The sequence below is a fragment of the Vibrio sp. 03_296 genome, assembly GCF_002265885.1.
Genome location: NZ_NPKW01000029.1, coordinates 19,670 through 37,151 on the forward strand (window position 1 = coordinate 19,670; position 17,482 = coordinate 37,151).

A 17,482-nucleotide genomic window follows, 5' to 3' on the forward strand; every position below is an offset into this window, starting at 1 on the left:
ATAAACAAAATGGGAACAGTCCCATTAATTGAAAGTGATCACAGTCTAGATCGGAAACACAAGAAAAATGAAAGGGTTAGTGTTGGATCGGTGCTTGAGTGATGTGTGAGATAGTTTCCTCACCATTCATTTGAGAAATCAGCATCTTAGCGGCCTTTTCTCCCGCTTGCTTGTAACCGGGATCGACACTGAACACCTTTGGAAAAAGAAAAGAGAGCAACTCATTGCCGCCCACGCCTGTGACACAAACGTCTTCGCGTCCCAGTTCTTGAAGTCGTTTGATGACGCCCAATGCCAAGGTATCGCTCGCACAGACAATCGCTTGAGTATTGTCCGCCAACACCCCATCAACTAAGTGATAGGCACTCTCATGATTGAGTTTGCCAGTTTGATAACGAGCCTCAACACCGTGTTTTTGGCACCACGACAAGTAGGCATTTAAACGCGACCAGCCCGTGGTTTTATCTTCTTTATTCACACCAATATAAGCGATATGGCTCAGCGATAAAGATTGCAAGTGTTCTAACGCCAGCTCAATCACGCGCTGATTATCGTAGTTAATAGAGGAAACCTCTTCCGCAGGCGTGGCAATCACCACGGCTCGATCTTGCCAACCGGCTAAGGTTTGTAGATCGATATCGGTAAAGCCAAACACAATAACGCCATCGACATTACGACGACGCAGCACTTCTAAGTGCTCGTTGGTCTTCTCGCGATCGAACTGACTCTCCATGATCACCGCATCATACCCTGCTTGATACAGCACATTAAGCATACTACCGACAGCACGATTTTCTGAGGGTGAGTCGAGACGCGAGATAATCACCCCAACCACCTTCTGACTACCACCACGCATCGATTGAGCAGATTTAGAAGGCACATAACCTGAGTCTTGTATCACCTGTTCTACTTTCGCTCGGGTTTCAGGTTTTACCTTGGGATCATTGGTCAGCACCCGCGAAACGGTCGATTTACCGACCCCAGACAAACGGGCAATATCGAGAATAGTTAGCTTTTTGCTCATAATAGGCCAGGAAAGACGTTCAATAATAAAAAGGCCGCTTAGCGACCTTTTACTTGTTCTTTTACATAGAGTGGCACATCGCGGATGCTATCAAGCACCACCGTTGCCAGTTGCTCACCCTGCGGGGTGACAGGTTTACCAGTGCGTACCAAAATCTTAGTTGCAACCCCTGCCGCTTCGGCAGCCATCATATCTTCGGCTTTGTCACCCACCATCACCGAGCGAGCCATATCGATTTTGAGGAAATCACGCGCTGAGATAAACATCCCAGGTTTGGGTTTGCGACAATCACAATCTTGTTTGTAATCCCCCACACCGTGTTCTGCATGGTGCGGACAGTAATAAATACCGTCAAATTCAACGCCGTTGTCCGCGAAATTCCAATCCATCCATTGGGTCAGAGAAAGGAAGCGATCTTCGCTAAATTTGCCACGGGCAATCCCCGACTGATTGGTGACCAACACCAAAAGATACCCCATATCCTTTAGGGCCTTCGTCGCCTCAAACACACCTTCAATGTATTCAAAGTCGTGCTCGTCATGAACGTAACCATGATCAACGTTAATCACGCCATCACGATCCAAAAAAACAGCTGGTTTTGCCAAAGTATCTGTCTCTGTCACAAAGGAATATAAGCCGAGATTATACCTTAAAAGCGCTACATTGCGAGTTTCCAAGCCGTGAGGTACATCGTCAAAACACCCTCTATATACGAATATCACCTAACTCATAGCAAATCCGTTAGCCCCAAACAAACGTTTAGACGTCTAGACGTAAAAATATCTATTGACTTAAAAACACGAAAGCCATAGCATCATCTAAAAAGTGAGCTAGAGCTCAAAATAATATTCTGTTGTCCCTGCACAGGTTGAGAAATGATTGAAATTAACCAAGTAAATAAAGTGTTCTATCAAGGCAGTAAGGAAATCCATGCCTTGAAAGACATTAACTTACACATCGCAGAAGGCACCATTTTTGGTGTGATCGGGTCATCGGGTGCAGGGAAAAGCACGCTGATCCGCTGCGTGAATATGTTAGAAGCACCAAGCAGTGGTTCTATTGTGGTGGATGGCGTTGATTTAACGCAACTGAGTAAAAAGCAACTTAGCGAAACTCGCCGCAATATCGGTATGATTTTCCAGCACTTCAACTTGCTCTCTTCTCGCACTGTGTTTGACAACGTTGCCCTGCCATTAGAGTTAGCCGGAAAAGATAAAGAGCAAATCCAAAGCAAAGTAACGGAGCTGCTCAAGTTGGTGGGTTTGGCCGACAAGCATGAAAGCTATCCAGCCAACTTAAGTGGTGGTCAAAAGCAACGCGTGGCGATTGCGCGAGCACTGGCCAGCGATCCAAAAGTACTGCTGTGTGATGAAGCCACCAGCGCGCTGGATCCTGCGACCACTCAATCCATTTTGGAGTTGCTCAAAGAGATCAACCGCAAGCTGAAAATCACCATTTTGTTGATTACTCACGAGATGGATGTCGTGAAAAGCATCTGTCACGAAGTCGCCATCATTGGTGATGGCGAGTTGGTCGAGAAAGGTACGGTGGGAGAAATCTTTGCCCATCCAAAAACTGAGTTAGCTCATAACTTTATTCGCTCAACCTTAGATCTGTCGATCCCTGAAGATTACCAGGCACGCTTGCAAGCAACGCGTGTTGAAGGCAGCTATCCTCTAGTGCGTTTGGAATTTACCGGTGCGACGGTTGACGCACCTTTGGTGTCGCAGATTTCTCGTAAATACAACATCGACATCAGCATTCTCAGTTCCGATCTCGACTACGCCGGCGGTGTGAAGTTTGGCATGATGGTCGCAGAGCTGTTTGGTAACGAAGAAGACGATAACGCAGCGATTGAATACCTGCGCGAGAACAACGTAAAAGTGGAGGTTCTGGGTTATGTCCTTTAATGACCTATCTCAATGGCTAAGTTTAAACACTGACCTGCTGCTGGGCGCAACTTGGCAAACGCTTTATATGGTTGCGGTTGCCGGCGTCGTTGGTTTTGCGATTGGTATTCCTTTGGGCGTAATTCTGCACACCACCAAAAAAGGTGGTTTGCTTGAAAACACCAAATTCAACAGCGTACTTGGTGCCATTGTCAATATTGGCCGCTCTGTGCCATTTTTGGTCTTGATGGTGGCGATCATTCCCGTCACCAAACTGTTAGTCGGCACGTTCATCGGCACGACAGCGGCGATTGTTCCGCTCACCATTGGTGCTATCCCATTTGTTGCACGCCTCATTGAAGGAGCACTGTTGGAAGTTCCGACTGGGCTGATTGAAGCCGCGCAGTCGATGGGCGCAACACCACTACAAATCATCACTAAAGTACTGCTTCCTGAAGCATTGCCGACCATTGTTAACTCCGTCACCATTACGTTGGTAACCTTGGTGAGCTACTCTGCCATGGCGGGCACCGTTGGTGGTGGCGGTCTTGGTGACGTGGCGATTCGCTACGGTTTCCACCGCTACGATGTCACTATCATGGCGGTCACTGTGGTGATGTTGATTGTGTTGGTACAAATTATTCAGTCTATCGGTGACGCCATCGTACGCCGTGTAGACCACAGATAAGCATTGAAAGATTCAAAATTATAAGGAGATTTACTATGAAATTTAGCCTCAAAGGTTTACTGACCATTATTGCCGCAGCCTCAACATTGGTATTAGCAGGTTGTGGCGAAAAAGCCGTTGACACGAGCAAAGTAAAAGTTGGCGTTATGGCGGGTGCCGAAGCACAAGTTGCGGAAGTTGCAGCGAAAGTAGCCAAAGAAAAATACGGCCTTGACGTGGAATTGGTCACTTTCACTGACTACGTGACACCAAACGCGGCATTGGATGACGGTTCTATCGATATCAACGCGTTCCAACACAAACCATACCTAGATCGTCAAGTGGAAGACCGTGGCTACAAACTGACCATCGCTGGCAACACTTTTGTTTACCCTATCGCGGGCTACTCAAAACAAGTGAAATCGGTTGAAGAGTTGGCTGACGGCGTGCGTATTGCGGTACCAAACGATCCAACCAACCTTGGCCGTTCTCTGCTGCTTCTTGAGCAACAAGGTTTGATCAAACTACGTCCAGAAGTGGGTCTACTCGCGACCGTTCGTGACATCGTTGAGAATCCAAAGAACATCACCATCGTTGAATTAGACGCAGCGCAACTGCCTCGCTCTCTTGACGATGTGGCGCTATCGGTGATCAACACCACTTACGCGAGTTCTATCAACCTAACTCCAGAAAAAGATGGCGTATTTGTTGAAGACAAAGAATCTCCATACGTGAACCTGATTGTGGCTCGCCAAGACAACGTTCAAAACGAAAATGTACAGAACTTTGTTAAAGCGTACCAAACTGAAGAAGTCTACACGGCAGCAAAAGAAATCTTCAAAGGCGGCGTAGTAAAGGGCTGGTAATTTCGATAGAAAAAGTCGAAGTTCAAAACAAAAAAAGGGTTGGCGTGAAAGCGCCAACCCTTTTTCATATTGAGATTCCATTTGCTATTTCAAATGATCCCAAGAGATGTTTGAGACGATACGGCAGTCATCACATTTGAAATAGAAGATATCGTGCAGCGGCTCATCGAGTAACCATTCACCACCACATTTGGGGCATTTTCGCGCTTGCTCTTCGGCTAGCGAATGGCCGCCAACACGGTATTGGTAATAGTAGGTCGGCACTTTCGTGATGTATTCAATACGACCACGAATATCCCAGCCTCGCTTGAACAAGACACTGTCCACATCGCACATCTCATGCAGTGCGGCATGCTCGGCACGACACGCTCCGGCCATCTGCAGTTCATCGCACGCTTGCCATTCGGTTTGCCACTTAATCACCGCTTTGTGATCGCCATTTAACGTCGGGCCATTGCGATACAAAGGGATCGGTAGCAAAGTTTCACCACTTCTCAGCGGCGAGCAGGTGTGCACATAAGTGGTGTATAACACTTGCCAACTTGGTGTCTCTTCTTCAGCCGCTTCTTCAGAGTTGATGTCTCGCCCCAGCAAGCGCATTTTGGGCGCAAGTAACGCCGCCTCTGAAAGTCGATTGAAACAAACGCGCACATAGTCGGAATGATAACGCGGGTGTAAGCTCTCTTTTTCAGGGCAAACCGCACGAACAAAGAACTCACCATCGCCCATCACGATAGGAAACTCTCGGCCTAACACTTGGCCGTTGTAACGCAATGCGTCCATCAAACCATTGATCGCTTTATCGACCGCGCTAATGGTGGTGTTATCGAAACACTCAAACTGCAATTCAACTACGTACATTGGTTACACCATTGGTTGGAGTTTGGTAAGAAACTCGGTGACGTTTTCCGCCAAGACATCTCGCTGAGAAGTGCCCAATCGCTCCAACACAACATTCCCGGTGATATTGCAAATCGACAGCACATCTAACTCAGCATCGGTTGCGGCAATAAACACCGTAGGTTTGAGTTTTAGACGTCGTTGCGTCACTAAATGACCCAAAATGTTCTCCTGCAGGCGAGTAAAATCATCGTCATTCCACACTTGCAAAAGCGTGAGCTCATTGTCATCCCACGTGGCCGCCATATCGGCACTCAATTGGCTGCCATAAAAGGCCTTGATGTCGTCATGCAGTGTTAACTCAATCGCCTTCTCAACATTGGCGAAGTCCGCAGGCGCAGACAAGCTCACTGGGCGCCAGAGCACTTCATCTCCTTTTGACTCCACCACGCAAGGAGAAGGCAAATCCGCCAACTCTTCACTGCTAGGCAATGCGTTGTGCTGTGCTTGCCACGCTGTTTGAAAACGTTGACTAAAGTCAGCAAGTGCCAGTGAAACTGGAGATGGCATGAATAACTCCTTCTATACCTTGTGAGCCAACAAGATGGCTTTTAAACGATGGATTCAGTAAAATTCCCGCCATTCTAATCGAAAATGACCGCAAAGTATGAGCAAATATTCAGACGCGAAAGAGCTTGCTGGCCTAACGCTGGGTAAGAAAACCGACTACGCCAACCAATACGATCCTAGCTTGCTACAGCCTGTACCACGTAGCCTCAACCGTGACGATCTTCAGTTGGGTGACGAGCTGCCATTTATTGGCCACGACATCTGGACGTTATATGAGCTCTCTTGGCTCAACAACAAAGGGTTGCCTCAGGTCGCGGTCGGTGAAGTGTATATCCCAGCCACCAGCGCCAACCTGATTGAATCAAAGTCATTCAAACTCTACCTCAACAGCTACAACCAAACCCGTTTTGATAGCTGGGAAGAAGTTCGTCAACGCTTGATTACCGATCTTTCTCATTGCGCAGGCGAAGCGGTGGAAGTGGCGGTGAACTCGGTCACTCATTACACCCAGCAACCTATCGTGACGATGGAAGGGGAATGCATCGACGAACAAGACATCGACATATCCAGTTACGATTTTGATGACCGCTTGCTCGAAGGCGCTGCGGGCGAAGAGTGGGTGACAGAAACCTTGCACAGCCATCTGCTCAAATCGAACTGCTTGATCACCAATCAACCGGACTGGGGCAGCGTCGAAATTCGCTACCAAGGCCACAAGATTGATCGCGAAAAACTGTTGCGCTACCTTGTGTCATTCCGCGAACACAATGAGTTCCATGAACAGTGCGTAGAACGCATTTTCACCGACCTCATGAAATATTGTCAGCCAGAAAAACTGACGGTGTTTGCTCGTTATACTCGTCGCGGTGGATTAGACATCAATCCATACCGTTCAACCGAGCAAGCGAAGCCAGATCATAATCATCGAATGGCTCGTCAGTAACACGCCTGTCAAAAAGGAATTCACTATGCGTTGGCAACGGTTTTTCGCAGTTTTATTTTTGCTGGTTTGCATGCAAGTGCAAGCGAATCCGCTCTCCTCAGTGCTGCTCACTGAGGCTGAGCAATTAGTGGAAATTGAACCCGACCAAGCAAAAAAAATCGTGCAGAATTACCTGACCCAACGCGAATTGACTGACAATCAAGAAAAAAGTCCGTCGGCGATTTCTCGTGAAGACGCCGATCGCACTTTGCGCACCCCTAGCGGCAGCGTTGAAGCATACAAAATCCTCGCGCAAGCGGAGTTTGCCCTTGGCAATCAACGTTCCGCTCTCATGCAGCTAGAGACGGCGCAACAACTGAGCAAAACCTTCCATCTCCCTTATCTTGAGATGGATGTCAAACTGATGCGTACCCAGTTAGAGTGGCAATATAGCAAGGACTACGCGACGGCAGAGCAAGCGCTCAAACAGATTAGTGAACAGTTGGATCAGGCCACTAACTCGTTGCAAATGAGCGACAGTGTGAAATACCGTTTGCTGATGCAACAAGCCCTGCTCGCTTCCCAGCAGAATGCGTTGCAACAAGCTGAGCAATATTATACGCAGGCGAAAGAGCTGATCAAAAACACCCGCTCAGAGAACATCATTATCGACTACCACATCGCGGTGGGTGAGTTTTATCTGAGCCATCAAAAGTACAACTTGGCGCTGTCTGAACTGCTGTTTGGTTATTGGCAAGCGGTGGAAGGCAATAAGAGTGCTCGGCTGGCCAAAGTGAACCGCCTTTTGGCACAACTGTTTGAAGAGCGACGCGTACTCGACAAAGCCCTCGAATACTTATCGCAAGCCGCCGACTTTTACGACAGCTACCCCAACTCCCCTATCCTTGCCCAAGTAATGGAGCAAATGGGCGATATCTACTTCCGCCAAGGCAAGTACAACTTAGCGTTAGTGCACTATTTCAATGTGCTCGACCATGACAGCTCGGCTCGAAACATCAAGCAGGTGATCAGCATTCGTTTGAACCTTGCCGCCACCTATCTGCAACTCTATAACTACCCGCTGGCAGAGCAATACCTAGAGCGCGCCGAAGATGTTCTCGAGTTTTCCGATATTCCCGAGTTAAAAGCCAAAGCGGCGTTAATGAAAGCAGGATTGGCGTTTTACCAAAATGACAGCCAAGCGGTGATCAACAACGCCAACAAAGCGTTGGAAATTGCCAACGCGCAGCCAGAAGAACAACTGAGCGTCAAGCAGAACGCTTACCAACTGCTCTCTTTGGGTTACGAGCAATCAGCACAATACGCGTTATCACTACAAAATCTGCGCCGCTACAATAATTTGGTCAGTATTGAACAAAAAGAACTGAATCAAATCAGTGAAGATGCCTTTCGCCAGCAAAAAGAATTTGCCGAACAGAGCATTCACTACATTGGCCAAGCACAACAACTCGAAAAAGTGACGGTAGAACACGCCAAATTCCAGAAAATCGCCTTTGCGCTATTCTTGCTCTCTCTCGTGCTTTTCTTATTACTTATGAGACGCGGCGTATTACTGCAACGGCAGTCGACGCAAATCGAGCAGCTTACGAGCGATCTGTACACCCACTCACGCTCAAAGCTGCGTAATCTGCGCATGTTGAACGTGAAACTCTCAAATTCATTGCGCAAAGCCAATGAAACGTTTGAACAATGGCAACTGGGTGAACTTATCCACGAGCCGCTCAACGATCGCTTACGCTTTGTGATGATTGATTTGCCATTTTTGCGCAGCATGTACGTGCAACACGGCTATAAAGCAGGCCTAGAACTCGAGCGCGCTTTTGGGGTGTTCATGAGTGAGAAAATCCAAAAACCAGCACGTCTCTACCACTTTTCGGATGCCAATTTGCTTTACATCGAGCCCAATGCCGAACGCGATTACTCGGCAGAGGCCGTCTTTAGTAAAGTGCAAGCGTGGGTAGATGAGTTTGCCGCTGAGCATGCGGTCAACCGAACCGTTCGAATGGGCATGGCCGATTACCCATTCTTACCGCGCGCCTACACGGCGATCAACGATCAAGAGCTGCTTGATTTGCTGTTGCTCGCAACTCATCTAGCTCGTGAAGTCAGTTTGACAGACAAGTGCAGCCATTACGTTTATCTTAAAGCCATAGAGAATGCCCCAGCAGCAAGCCTTGCAACTGGTCACATAAGAAATGCCTGCCAGCAGGCCATCCATCAAGGCTTAATAAAGATACACTCGTCGTATCAGAATGAGGACAACCTCAAAAAATTATTAAAAAGTGAATAATTCTCAAGCGATCAAACCTTAAGAGAGATGACGCTATAATGTTTTTTGTTATTATCGAACTCATTCTTTAGTCGTACATGGACCGTGTTGTAGTTCTTAATGGGCATTCTGGAATCCGATATTCAATCGCAGCTGCATCAGTTAAGTTGTCAATTAGACCAACTTCGATTGACACATCGCGACTCGTCACTCAAATTTAAGCGTGAACAACAAGTTCTAAAGCGCATTGTTACTTCCCTGAGCGCAGCATGCCAGGGGGGCGACCCGACGCTCACGCAGCATTTGAAGGCGGTTCAGCAAGAACTTGAACAACAAAAAGATGTAAGCACTCTTATTCCACGCCTTGCCGTGTTAGAAAGAATGCTCAGACAACAAGCAGTGGCTATGGATAAACAGAGCGGTTTTCTCGACGAACAGATTAAGCACAGCGGTGAGACTTTACAGCGTGTCGCTGGGCTTCCCCCACAACTAAAACGCGAATTGCGCAGTTTAATGACGTTCAATGACGTCAATAAAGCGCGCAATGTTGATCAAGCAGTGCGCCTGCTCAATATTTACGAACGTGCGCTGAAGATCATCACCTCCAACTCTCGAATCAACTTTAATGAACTCAGTGATACCCCCGATCGCTCACAGCTAGACTGCCTCTCCGCAGAGCTGCAACACGTGATCACGGAACTGGATTTTGAAGGCGAATCGGGCGACTTGTTATTGGATATCCGCACTAAGCTGTTGTTGGGTGTCTCCACCGAATCACTACTAGAGCTCACTCTTCAAGTGCTCAAACTGGTGATTGAAGGGACGAAGTTTGAAAGAAAATCATCCGAGCATTTCCTAGAACAGCTTAATGGCTCACTCGCAGCCAACTTAAAAACCTCTCACGTTAACGTTGACCAAAGCCAAACGTATTTTGAACATCGCCAACAGCTCAATCGAGAGTTAGAAGGATTGGTGGCGAAAAGCCAGGCTTCGTTGGACAATGCGACCGAACTCGAACAGCTCAAAAACAACATTTCCCCCTTGCTAGCGCAAATGGCCTCGTTGTCTCAACGTTTGCAACTGGCGGAAGAGAAAGAGCAAGCGCTACAAGAAAGACTGCAATACAACAAAAATCAACTTGAAGCGGTGTTTGAAATTACCCAAGACTATCGTAAACGCCTAGAAGATCAGGCGCAGCGCATGCTGCTTGACCCTCTCACTAAGGTGTATAACCGCACCGCTTTTAACGATCGTCTTGAACTTGAATATCGTCGCTGGATCCGAGCACAACACAATCTCCGTGTGGTGCTGCTCGACATTGATGGTTTTAAAGCCATCAACGATAGCTATGGCTACTCTGCTGGCGACAAAGCACTGAAGATCATCGCGCGAACCATTCGTAAAGCGGCTGCCGACACAGATACCGTGGCACGCTTTAGTGGCGAAGAGTTTATCTTACTCATTCCAGAGCAAAGCGAAGAGTACACACTCGAGCTGATTAAGCACATTCAAACTGAAGTCAGCAAACTACCGTTCAAATTCCGTGAACAACAAATCACCATCACGCTCAGCGCCGCTTCCGTGGCTTTTAAAGAGTCAGATAATCCGGAATACGTGGTGGATCGCCTCGGCATCATGCTCAACGAATGCAAACGACGTGGAAAAAAACAGCTAGAATGGCGTTAATAAGTGGCTATTTATTAACCGCTCAGACAAAATTTCACCATCAGTTATAGTTTTTTCAATTAGTTATCACATTTCTTTTTGCACATACTTTGCTAAGCTAACTACATTCATGACGTGTTTTGCCGAGATTCACTCTAGGCAACAAACAGAATCTGCTTCTCCTAATCTGGTTCTATAACAATAATCATTTTTCCCAGCAGATTTCTGTCCCTTAATAACAATGCTAAGCAAGGAGGCCATATGATTACTCATATCAGCCCAGCAGGAAGTATGGATCTGCTCTCTCAACTTGAAGTTGAGCGTCTGAAAAAAACCGCCTCTAGTGAGCTTTACCAACTCTACCGCAACTGTACGTTAGCGGTGTTGAACTCAGGTAGCCACACGGATAACTCCAAAGAGCTGCTCGACAAATATCAATCTTTTGATGTCAACGTCGTGCGCCGTGAGCGTGGCATTAAGTTAGAGCTCACCAATCCACCGGAGCACGCTTTTGTCGATGGCGAAATCATCAAAGGTATCCAAGAGCACCTTTTCTCTGTGCTGCGCGATATTGTTTACGTCAACATGCATCTTGCGGACAACCAACGCCTTAACCTCACGAATGCCACCCACATTACTAACCTTGTATTTGGTATTTTACGTAATGCTGGTGCTTTAATTCCCGGTATTGAGCCAAATCTTGTGGTGTGTTGGGGTGGTCACTCCATCAACCCTGTTGAGTACCAATACACGCGAGAAGTGGGTAACGAGCTTGGCCTACGTGAGTTGAACATTTGTACTGGCTGTGGGCCAGGCGCGATGGAAGGGCCAATGAAAGGCGCCGCTATTGGCCATGCCAAGCAGCGCTACAGTGCCCAACGTTATTTGGGCTTAACCGAGCCTTCCATTATAGCCGCCGAGCCGCCAAACCCGATCGTCAATGAGTTGGTGATCATGCCTGATATCGAGAAACGCTTAGAAGCGTTTGTCCGCATGGGTCATGGCATCATCATTTTCCCTGGCGGTGCAGGTACTGCTGAAGAGCTGCTTTACATACTGGGCATTATGATGCATCCAGAAAACGCCGATCAGCCGATGCCCATCGTCTTAACTGGTCCTAAGGAGAGCGAGGCTTACTTCCGCTCACTGGATGCCTTTATTGGCGCCACTTTGGGGGAAGAAGGTCAGAAGCACTACCAAATCATCATTGATGACCCAGCTCAGGTTGCCCGTGTGATGAAACAAGCAATGCCAGTAGTACGTCAGCACCGTAAAGACAAGGGCGATGCGTACAGCTACAACTGGTCTTTAAAGATTGAGCCAGAGTTCCAGTTGCCGTTTGAACCCACACACGACTCGATGGCAAGCTTGGATCTGCATCTGAATCAGAAACCTCAAGTGCTGGCCGCTAACTTACGCCGTGCCTTCTCTGGTATTGTGGCGGGCAACGTAAAAGCCGAAGGCATTCGCGAGATCGAACGCAAAGGGCCATTCATTATTGATGGTGACCCTGCACTGATGAAGAAAATGGACAAACTGCTGCGCGATTTCGTCGCCCAGCACCGTATGAAACTGCCCGGTGGTAGTGCATATGAACCTTGCTATAAGATCGCATCAGCGGAAAATGGCGGTCGATAGTCCATACGATTTACGTTACACTCAGGGGCCTTAGGCCCCTTTTCAATACTGTAATTTTCTATGGCTATTCATCTTGTTATCATCGATGCGCTCAATCTGATCCGCCGTGTCCACTCGGCTCAACCGGATCCGACGGATATAGCCAACACCATCCAAAACACCTGTCGTACCTTGCAGCGAATCATTAGTGAAAGTCATCCTACGCATATCGTCGCGGTGTTTGATCATCTCGGTAGCGACCGAGGATGGCGTGCAGAGATCCTTCCAGAATACAAACAAGGGCGAAAGCCGATGCCAGAACCTTTGCTCAACGGTTTGGAGAAGATCCAAGATGCATGGTGGCAATTGGGTATTGATTCGCTGCTTTCTGAAGGTGATGAAGCCGATGACTTAGTGGCTACCCTAGCGTGCAAAGTCGCGCAACACGGTGAGAAGGTCACCATCATTTCAACCGACAAAGGCTATTGCCAGCTGCTTTCTCCCACACTGCAGATTCGCGATTACTTCCAACACCGCTGGTTAGATCAGCCGTTTATTGAACAAGAGTTTGGCGTAAAACCTCAGCAGCTTTCTGACTATTGGGGCCTAACGGGCATCAGTTCCAGCCAAGTGACCGGCATTCCCGGCATTGGGCCAAAAGCAGCCAAAGAGATCCTCAGCCAATTTGACGATATCGAACAGGCTTTTCTCTCGCCGGATCTACCAAAGAAATATCGTACTAAGTTCGATCAACATATCGAGTTAGCTCGCCGTTGCAAGCGAGTCTCGGCACTCAAAACCGATATTGAACTCGGTTTTAACCTGCAAGATCTGCGTTTTACCGCCAATGAGCCCCGCTAATGTTCATGAACAGCGCCTTGCCAGTCAGAACATATTGGCCAAACAAATTTCACCAGGCGCATCACAAAACCACAACCAATAAATGTTAAACGTTATTGTTGTGTAATGGGTTACATTCACAACAATAAAAATAAATTAATCAATACCTTACTGAATATTGATTAATTTATTATCAATATCACAGCATTGATGAGCATTTACTCTATTTTCACCACTCTCTAACAAGGAGTAATGAAAATGAAAAACCTCATCCTACTATCACTATTATTTGCTTTACCTGCCGCTGCTGAAATTTGTGGTCAACACCTCGACAAAGGCATGCCCTCCACACAACCGGATCAAGTGCTTTGTCGCGATGGCTACGCGGTAGGTTACAACTACAACACCAAAAACGCCGATTGGGTTGCCTACCATATTACGGCAGAGAGCGTGAATGCTTCCTACAAGCGCAGCAACAGCTTTAAAGAAGACGCAGAGCTGCCAGACTATGCCCGCTCCACCTTAGCGGATTACAGCAACTCGGGTTACGACAGAGGCCATCTTGCCCCGTCAGCGGCGATGGATTTCAGTCAGCAATCAATGCAACAAAGCTTCCTGATGAGTAACATGTCACCGCAGTTACCGGGCTTTAACCGTGTGGGTTGGCGTTTGCTGGAAGAGCATGTTCGTGATCTTGCCAATGAATATAACGAGCTTTACGTCGTCACTGGGCCCATTTACCAAGGGGGCGAAAACGCGATTGGTAACGGAGTGGTCATTCCTAGCGCCTTTTTCAAAGTCATTCTTGACCCTGCCTTTAATGACGCGATTGCGTTTATCGTTCCACACCGAGATGTCTCTGGCAGTGAGCTAGCGAACTTCATCACCACGATTGACGAGGTGGAAAGATTGACCCAACTTGACTTCTTCTCAGCCGTCGATGACAGCACAGAAGCGAGCATGGAAGCCCAAGTGTGGGAAATGTGGCCAACGTCGAACTAACACAAACAAAAACGCTCCTCATGTCGAGGAGCGTTTTTTAGCGAACCGTTTCTTCAGCTCATCTTAGTACGGAGAAATGTTCGATAGCACCTGAATGTGTACGGTGATCTCTTCGCGATCGTGATAAAGGTGTTTCGCTTGCAGCTTAAACTTCACCTTGTTCTCAATCAGGAAGGTCTTGAGATTTTCAATATCTTGTAAAACCTCGTCATAACGACCTTTCATCGGCAACTTTAGGTTAAAGATGGTTTCTTTCGCCCACCCTTTAATGAGCCATTCGCCCATCAGATGCGCCACGCGAGCTGGCTTTTCCACCATGTCGCACACCAACCAAGTCACGTTCTTACGGTCTGGCTCAAATTTAAAACCATCCACCATGTGATGCTTGATCTGACCGGTTTCCATCAAGCTATCTGCCATCATGCCGTTGTCCACACAGTGAACAAACATAGAGCGCTGTACCAACTGATAGGTCCATCCACCAGGACAAGCACCTAAATCCACCGCCCACATGCCCGAAGACAAACGCGTATCCCACTCTTCACGCGGAATAAACACATGAAAAGCTTCTTCCAACTTCAACGTTGAGCGGCTTGGCGCATCGGCCGGGAATTTTAAACGTGGAATGCCCATAAAGAAGCGCGAATTATTGTGCGAATAAGAATAACCAGCAAAGCAGTGGCCTGACGCAACAAAGCAAAGGTGGAACACAGGCTTCTTCACATTTTCTTTCGCCAACAATAAGCCTTTACCACGCAATGCTTGGCGCATTGGCACGGTAAACTTACGGCAGAACTTCAACAGCTCTTTTGCTTCGTTGGTATCTGGCGTTTCAATACGCAAATCGCCACAAACCGGGAACGTGTCCATCTCACCCAGCTCCGAAAGGATTGGGCTAATGCGATCTTCACTCGGCAGTTCGGTAAACTCTGCTGCAACCGCAAACATTTGACGTGCAAAAATCAGCGCGTTGAAGTCCAGTTCGCGTGCCAGTTTATCGGCATCCCCTTCTTGGTAACATTCGAACAGAACATACCCTGCGTTTTTGAACACACGTGGAAAACCATAAACCTCTAACTGAGTCGCTTTGTCCTGAATTTCACCAGCACACTCTTTTTCAAAGCCCTGACGACAATAGAGCATTAATTGTTTCACTGAGATACCTCGTTCGTTTTTAAAGCTGCCAACATCAACATTATCCAACCAATAATAAACAGTAAGCCTCCCATAGGAGTTATCGGGCCAAACCATTTTATGCCAGTTAATGCGAGGGCGTATAAGCTGCCGCTAAAGCAAAAGATGCCGATGATAAAACAAATTGCCGCGCGGAAAAAATATTTTTGCGCTTTCTCTCCAGTCGGCAAAGAGAGCAGAACGGCGCATAGGGCGATGGCGAGGGTATGCAAAAACTGATACATCACGCCCGTCTCAAACACACCTAACAGATATGGCGACAATTGGCTTTTGAGTCCGTGAGCGGCAAACGCGCCAAGTGCGACCGCCGATGCGCCTGAGAAACCAACAAAAGTGAGCAGCCACTTACTTTTCATCGTCAACTCCTTTAATAAAAGCGCACAGCTGCTCAATCGCCAACTGCACATTGCCTACTTCTGTATGGCCAGAACTTTTTCTCGGTTTAAAACTGTGATCGCCATCGGGCAAAAACGCCAAACGCACCATTGAGGAAAACTCAAAATGCTGACACTCATTTTGAGTGCCAAACGTGTCTCGCTCACCTTGCAAAATCAACGTCGGTTTACTCAATGTTTGTAAGTGCTCACCTTTGAACTTTTCAGGCTTACCGGGAGGATGAAACGGAAAACCTAAACAGGCAATCCCTTTCACGAGGGGATGCTCCGACAACAAACTCGCCATGCGTCCGCCCATCGACTTACCCCCAATAATCACGGGTTTATCGGTCACGGATGCTATCACTTCAGAAAAGGCTTCCAGCAATTTCGGCGCGCGATCCGGTGGGCGTTTTTTGCCATCTTCAGCTCGTTTGGCCATATAAGGGAAATTGAAACGCACCACACGAATCCCTTCCTTTGCCAATCCTTGAGCCACCGCGGTCATAAAAGCATGTTCCATCGGGGCCCCTGCACCGTGAGCAAAAATAAACAGCGGTCCGTTGTCTGGCCCATCAATAATGCATGGCAGATTCATCTAACACCTCTTCTTGTTCTTTGCGCGCGGTCACTAGCATCCAGTCTCTAAATCGCGCGATACGCCCCATGTCAGCTTGCTGTTCATGGCAGACGACGTAAAACGAGTTCTTCGACAACAATATTTCATCAAAGGGTGCAATCAAACGGCCAGCTTCCATTTCTGGTTTAGCCAATACATTGTTGCCCAAGGCTACCCCTTGTCCGTGAGCCGCCGCTTGCAGAACCATGGTCGAGTGGCTAAAAATCGGACCTTGGTTGACATTGACCTCATCCAGACCGTTTTCCTTAGCAAATTGTTTCCAATCTTTTCTGGAGGTGTCATGGAGTAACGTATGTTGTTTTAAATCCTGCAAAGATTCTAATGGTTTGTTACCCAAAAGTAATGAAGGTGAACAAAGTGGGATCAAATATTCTTGGTACAATTTATCGGCACGTAACCCCGGCCAATTGCCACGACCGTAATAAATCGCCACATCCACATCGTCCGTCAAAGAGCCTTCGTCCATATCCACCGCTTTGATTCGCACGTCAATGTCTGGCTCTTTAGCATTGAAATCCGCAAGTCTTGGTACCAGCCATTGAATGGCAAAACTCGGCGGCAAACTGATGGTCAATGCCCCTTTTTCACTACGTTCCAATACCTTATCGGTCGCTTCAGCGAGTGCTGAGAAAATATCTTTGATGTCTAAAAAGTAACTTTGCCCCTCTTCAGTGAGGAGTAAAGAGCGGTTGCGACGGCGAAACAGTTTCAATGAAAGAAACTCTTCCAGCGCTTTGATCTGATGACTCACTGCCGCTTGAGTGACAAAGAGTTCTTCTGCAGCTCGAGTGAAGCTAAGGTGTCGGGCGGCGGCTTCGAATACACGAAGGGAATTCAGTGGGGGCAATCTTCGGGACATACGGCTCTCTAACCATTAGTTTTTTTAATCTGAAACATTATAATTTGTCCGTTGTAGAACAGCCAGATAAATTCTATATTTCACCCCGCAACGCTAGCCTGAACGGCTTGATTTCTTTGTAAATCAATTGGCTTAGTTGTTGCGATGTTGTGTTTGCAAACTCGTATTTCGAGTTAGGTAGATTTCTACCGTAGTGTTTTGTCCAACTCCCTGTGACAAAACC

Annotated in this window: 17 protein-coding genes; 9 read left to right on the forward strand and 8 right to left on the reverse strand. The window is 47.5% G+C overall.

The features are described from left to right. Positions 1-76: 76 nt before the first annotated feature. Both treR and gmhB read right to left on the reverse strand, forming a co-directional pair. Positions 77-1,024, reverse strand: coding sequence for a trehalose operon repressor TreR (gene treR / locus CIK04_RS02180; protein ID WP_097353143.1), 948 nt, complete (start codon positions 1,022-1,024; stop codon positions 77-79). A 38-nt stretch (positions 1,025-1,062) separates the two neighbouring features. Then, positions 1,063-1,701, reverse strand: coding sequence for a D-glycero-beta-D-manno-heptose 1,7-bisphosphate 7-phosphatase (gmhB, locus tag CIK04_RS02185; RefSeq protein ID WP_324134419.1), 639 nt, complete (start codon positions 1,699-1,701; stop codon positions 1,063-1,065). Positions 1,702-1,899: 198 nt separating this feature from the next. Between gmhB and metN the strand changes: the two genes are divergently transcribed. Genes metN through ilpA form a run of 3 tightly spaced genes read left to right on the forward strand, consistent with a single transcriptional unit; the run spans position 1,900 to position 4,446 of the window. Further along, positions 1,900-2,934 carry a methionine ABC transporter ATP-binding protein MetN gene (gene metN, locus CIK04_RS02190; RefSeq protein WP_097353144.1) on the forward strand — a complete coding sequence of 345 codons (1,035 nt, stop codon included), beginning with the start codon at positions 1,900-1,902 and terminating at the stop codon, positions 2,932-2,934. Then, complete coding sequence (locus tag CIK04_RS02195; RefSeq protein WP_038964248.1) at positions 2,924-3,601, forward strand: methionine ABC transporter permease; 678 nt, start codon at positions 2,924-2,926, stop codon at positions 3,599-3,601. The genes metN and CIK04_RS02195 overlap by 11 nt, the downstream gene beginning before the upstream one ends. Before the next feature lie 35 nt (positions 3,602-3,636). Beyond that, positions 3,637-4,446, forward strand: coding sequence for a MetQ/NlpA family lipoprotein adhesin IlpA (gene ilpA / locus CIK04_RS02200; protein WP_038939365.1), 810 nt, complete (start codon positions 3,637-3,639; stop codon positions 4,444-4,446). 84 nt (positions 4,447-4,530) lie between these two features. Here the strand turns inward: ilpA and CIK04_RS02205 are convergent, their stop codons facing one another. Both CIK04_RS02205 and syd read right to left on the reverse strand, forming a co-directional pair. Beyond that, positions 4,531-5,307: a Zn-ribbon-containing protein gene (locus tag CIK04_RS02205; protein ID WP_017420870.1), complete on the reverse strand. Its 777-nt coding sequence runs from the start codon at positions 5,305-5,307 to the stop codon at positions 4,531-4,533. Positions 5,308-5,310: 3 nt separating this feature from the next. Next, positions 5,311-5,856, reverse strand: coding sequence for a SecY-interacting protein (syd, locus tag CIK04_RS02210; RefSeq protein WP_097353145.1), 546 nt, complete (start codon positions 5,854-5,856; stop codon positions 5,311-5,313). A 97-nt stretch (positions 5,857-5,953) separates the two neighbouring features. On the opposite strand from syd, the gene queF reads away from it, so the two are divergent. The 6 genes from queF to CIK04_RS02240 all read left to right on the forward strand — a co-directional run bounded on the left by queF (position 5,954) and on the right by CIK04_RS02240 (position 14,192). Then, positions 5,954-6,799, forward strand: a complete 846-nt coding sequence (gene queF, locus CIK04_RS02215) for an NADPH-dependent 7-cyano-7-deazaguanine reductase QueF (protein WP_097353146.1) — start codon at positions 5,954-5,956, stop codon at positions 6,797-6,799. 25 nt (positions 6,800-6,824) lie between these two features. Beyond that, positions 6,825-9,089: a lipopolysaccharide assembly protein LapB gene (locus CIK04_RS02220; protein WP_045612914.1), complete on the forward strand. Its 2,265-nt coding sequence runs from the start codon at positions 6,825-6,827 to the stop codon at positions 9,087-9,089. 99 nt (positions 9,090-9,188) lie between these two features. After that, the gene (locus CIK04_RS02225) at positions 9,189-10,754 is read left to right on the forward strand and encodes a diguanylate cyclase (protein WP_017420866.1); all 1,566 of its coding nucleotides are present in this window, start codon (positions 9,189-9,191) and stop codon (positions 10,752-10,754) included. 240 nt (positions 10,755-10,994) lie between these two features. Continuing rightward, positions 10,995-12,371 carry a nucleotide 5'-monophosphate nucleosidase PpnN gene (gene ppnN, locus CIK04_RS02230; RefSeq protein WP_039539072.1) on the forward strand — a complete coding sequence of 459 codons (1,377 nt, stop codon included), beginning with the start codon at positions 10,995-10,997 and terminating at the stop codon, positions 12,369-12,371. A 60-nt stretch (positions 12,372-12,431) separates the two neighbouring features. Next, complete coding sequence (gene xni, locus CIK04_RS02235; protein ID WP_017789314.1) at positions 12,432-13,211, forward strand: flap endonuclease Xni; 780 nt, start codon at positions 12,432-12,434, stop codon at positions 13,209-13,211. A gap of 237 nt (positions 13,212-13,448) precedes the next feature. Then, complete coding sequence (locus CIK04_RS02240; RefSeq protein ID WP_026050429.1) at positions 13,449-14,192, forward strand: DNA/RNA non-specific endonuclease; 744 nt, start codon at positions 13,449-13,451, stop codon at positions 14,190-14,192. 63 nt (positions 14,193-14,255) lie between these two features. Here the strand turns inward: CIK04_RS02240 and rlmM are convergent, their stop codons facing one another. The 4 genes from rlmM to CIK04_RS02260 are packed head-to-tail and all read right to left on the reverse strand — an operon-like array spanning position 14,256 to position 17,259. Further along, positions 14,256-15,347, reverse strand: a complete 1,092-nt coding sequence (gene rlmM, locus CIK04_RS02245; protein WP_045627592.1) for a 23S rRNA (cytidine(2498)-2'-O)-methyltransferase RlmM — start codon at positions 15,345-15,347, stop codon at positions 14,256-14,258. Beyond that, positions 15,344-15,742 carry a DUF423 domain-containing protein gene (locus CIK04_RS02250; protein WP_097353147.1) on the reverse strand — a complete coding sequence of 133 codons (399 nt, stop codon included), beginning with the start codon at positions 15,740-15,742 and terminating at the stop codon, positions 15,344-15,346. Before CIK04_RS02250 ends, rlmM begins: the two co-directional genes overlap by 4 nt. Then, positions 15,732-16,358: an alpha/beta fold hydrolase gene (locus CIK04_RS02255; protein WP_058667508.1), complete on the reverse strand. Its 627-nt coding sequence runs from the start codon at positions 16,356-16,358 to the stop codon at positions 15,732-15,734. Before CIK04_RS02255 ends, CIK04_RS02250 begins: the two co-directional genes overlap by 11 nt. Continuing rightward, positions 16,336-17,259, reverse strand: a complete 924-nt coding sequence (locus CIK04_RS02260) for a transcriptional regulator GcvA (protein ID WP_097353148.1) — start codon at positions 17,257-17,259, stop codon at positions 16,336-16,338. The genes CIK04_RS02255 and CIK04_RS02260 overlap by 23 nt, the downstream gene beginning before the upstream one ends. Positions 17,260-17,482 lie beyond the last annotated feature (223 nt).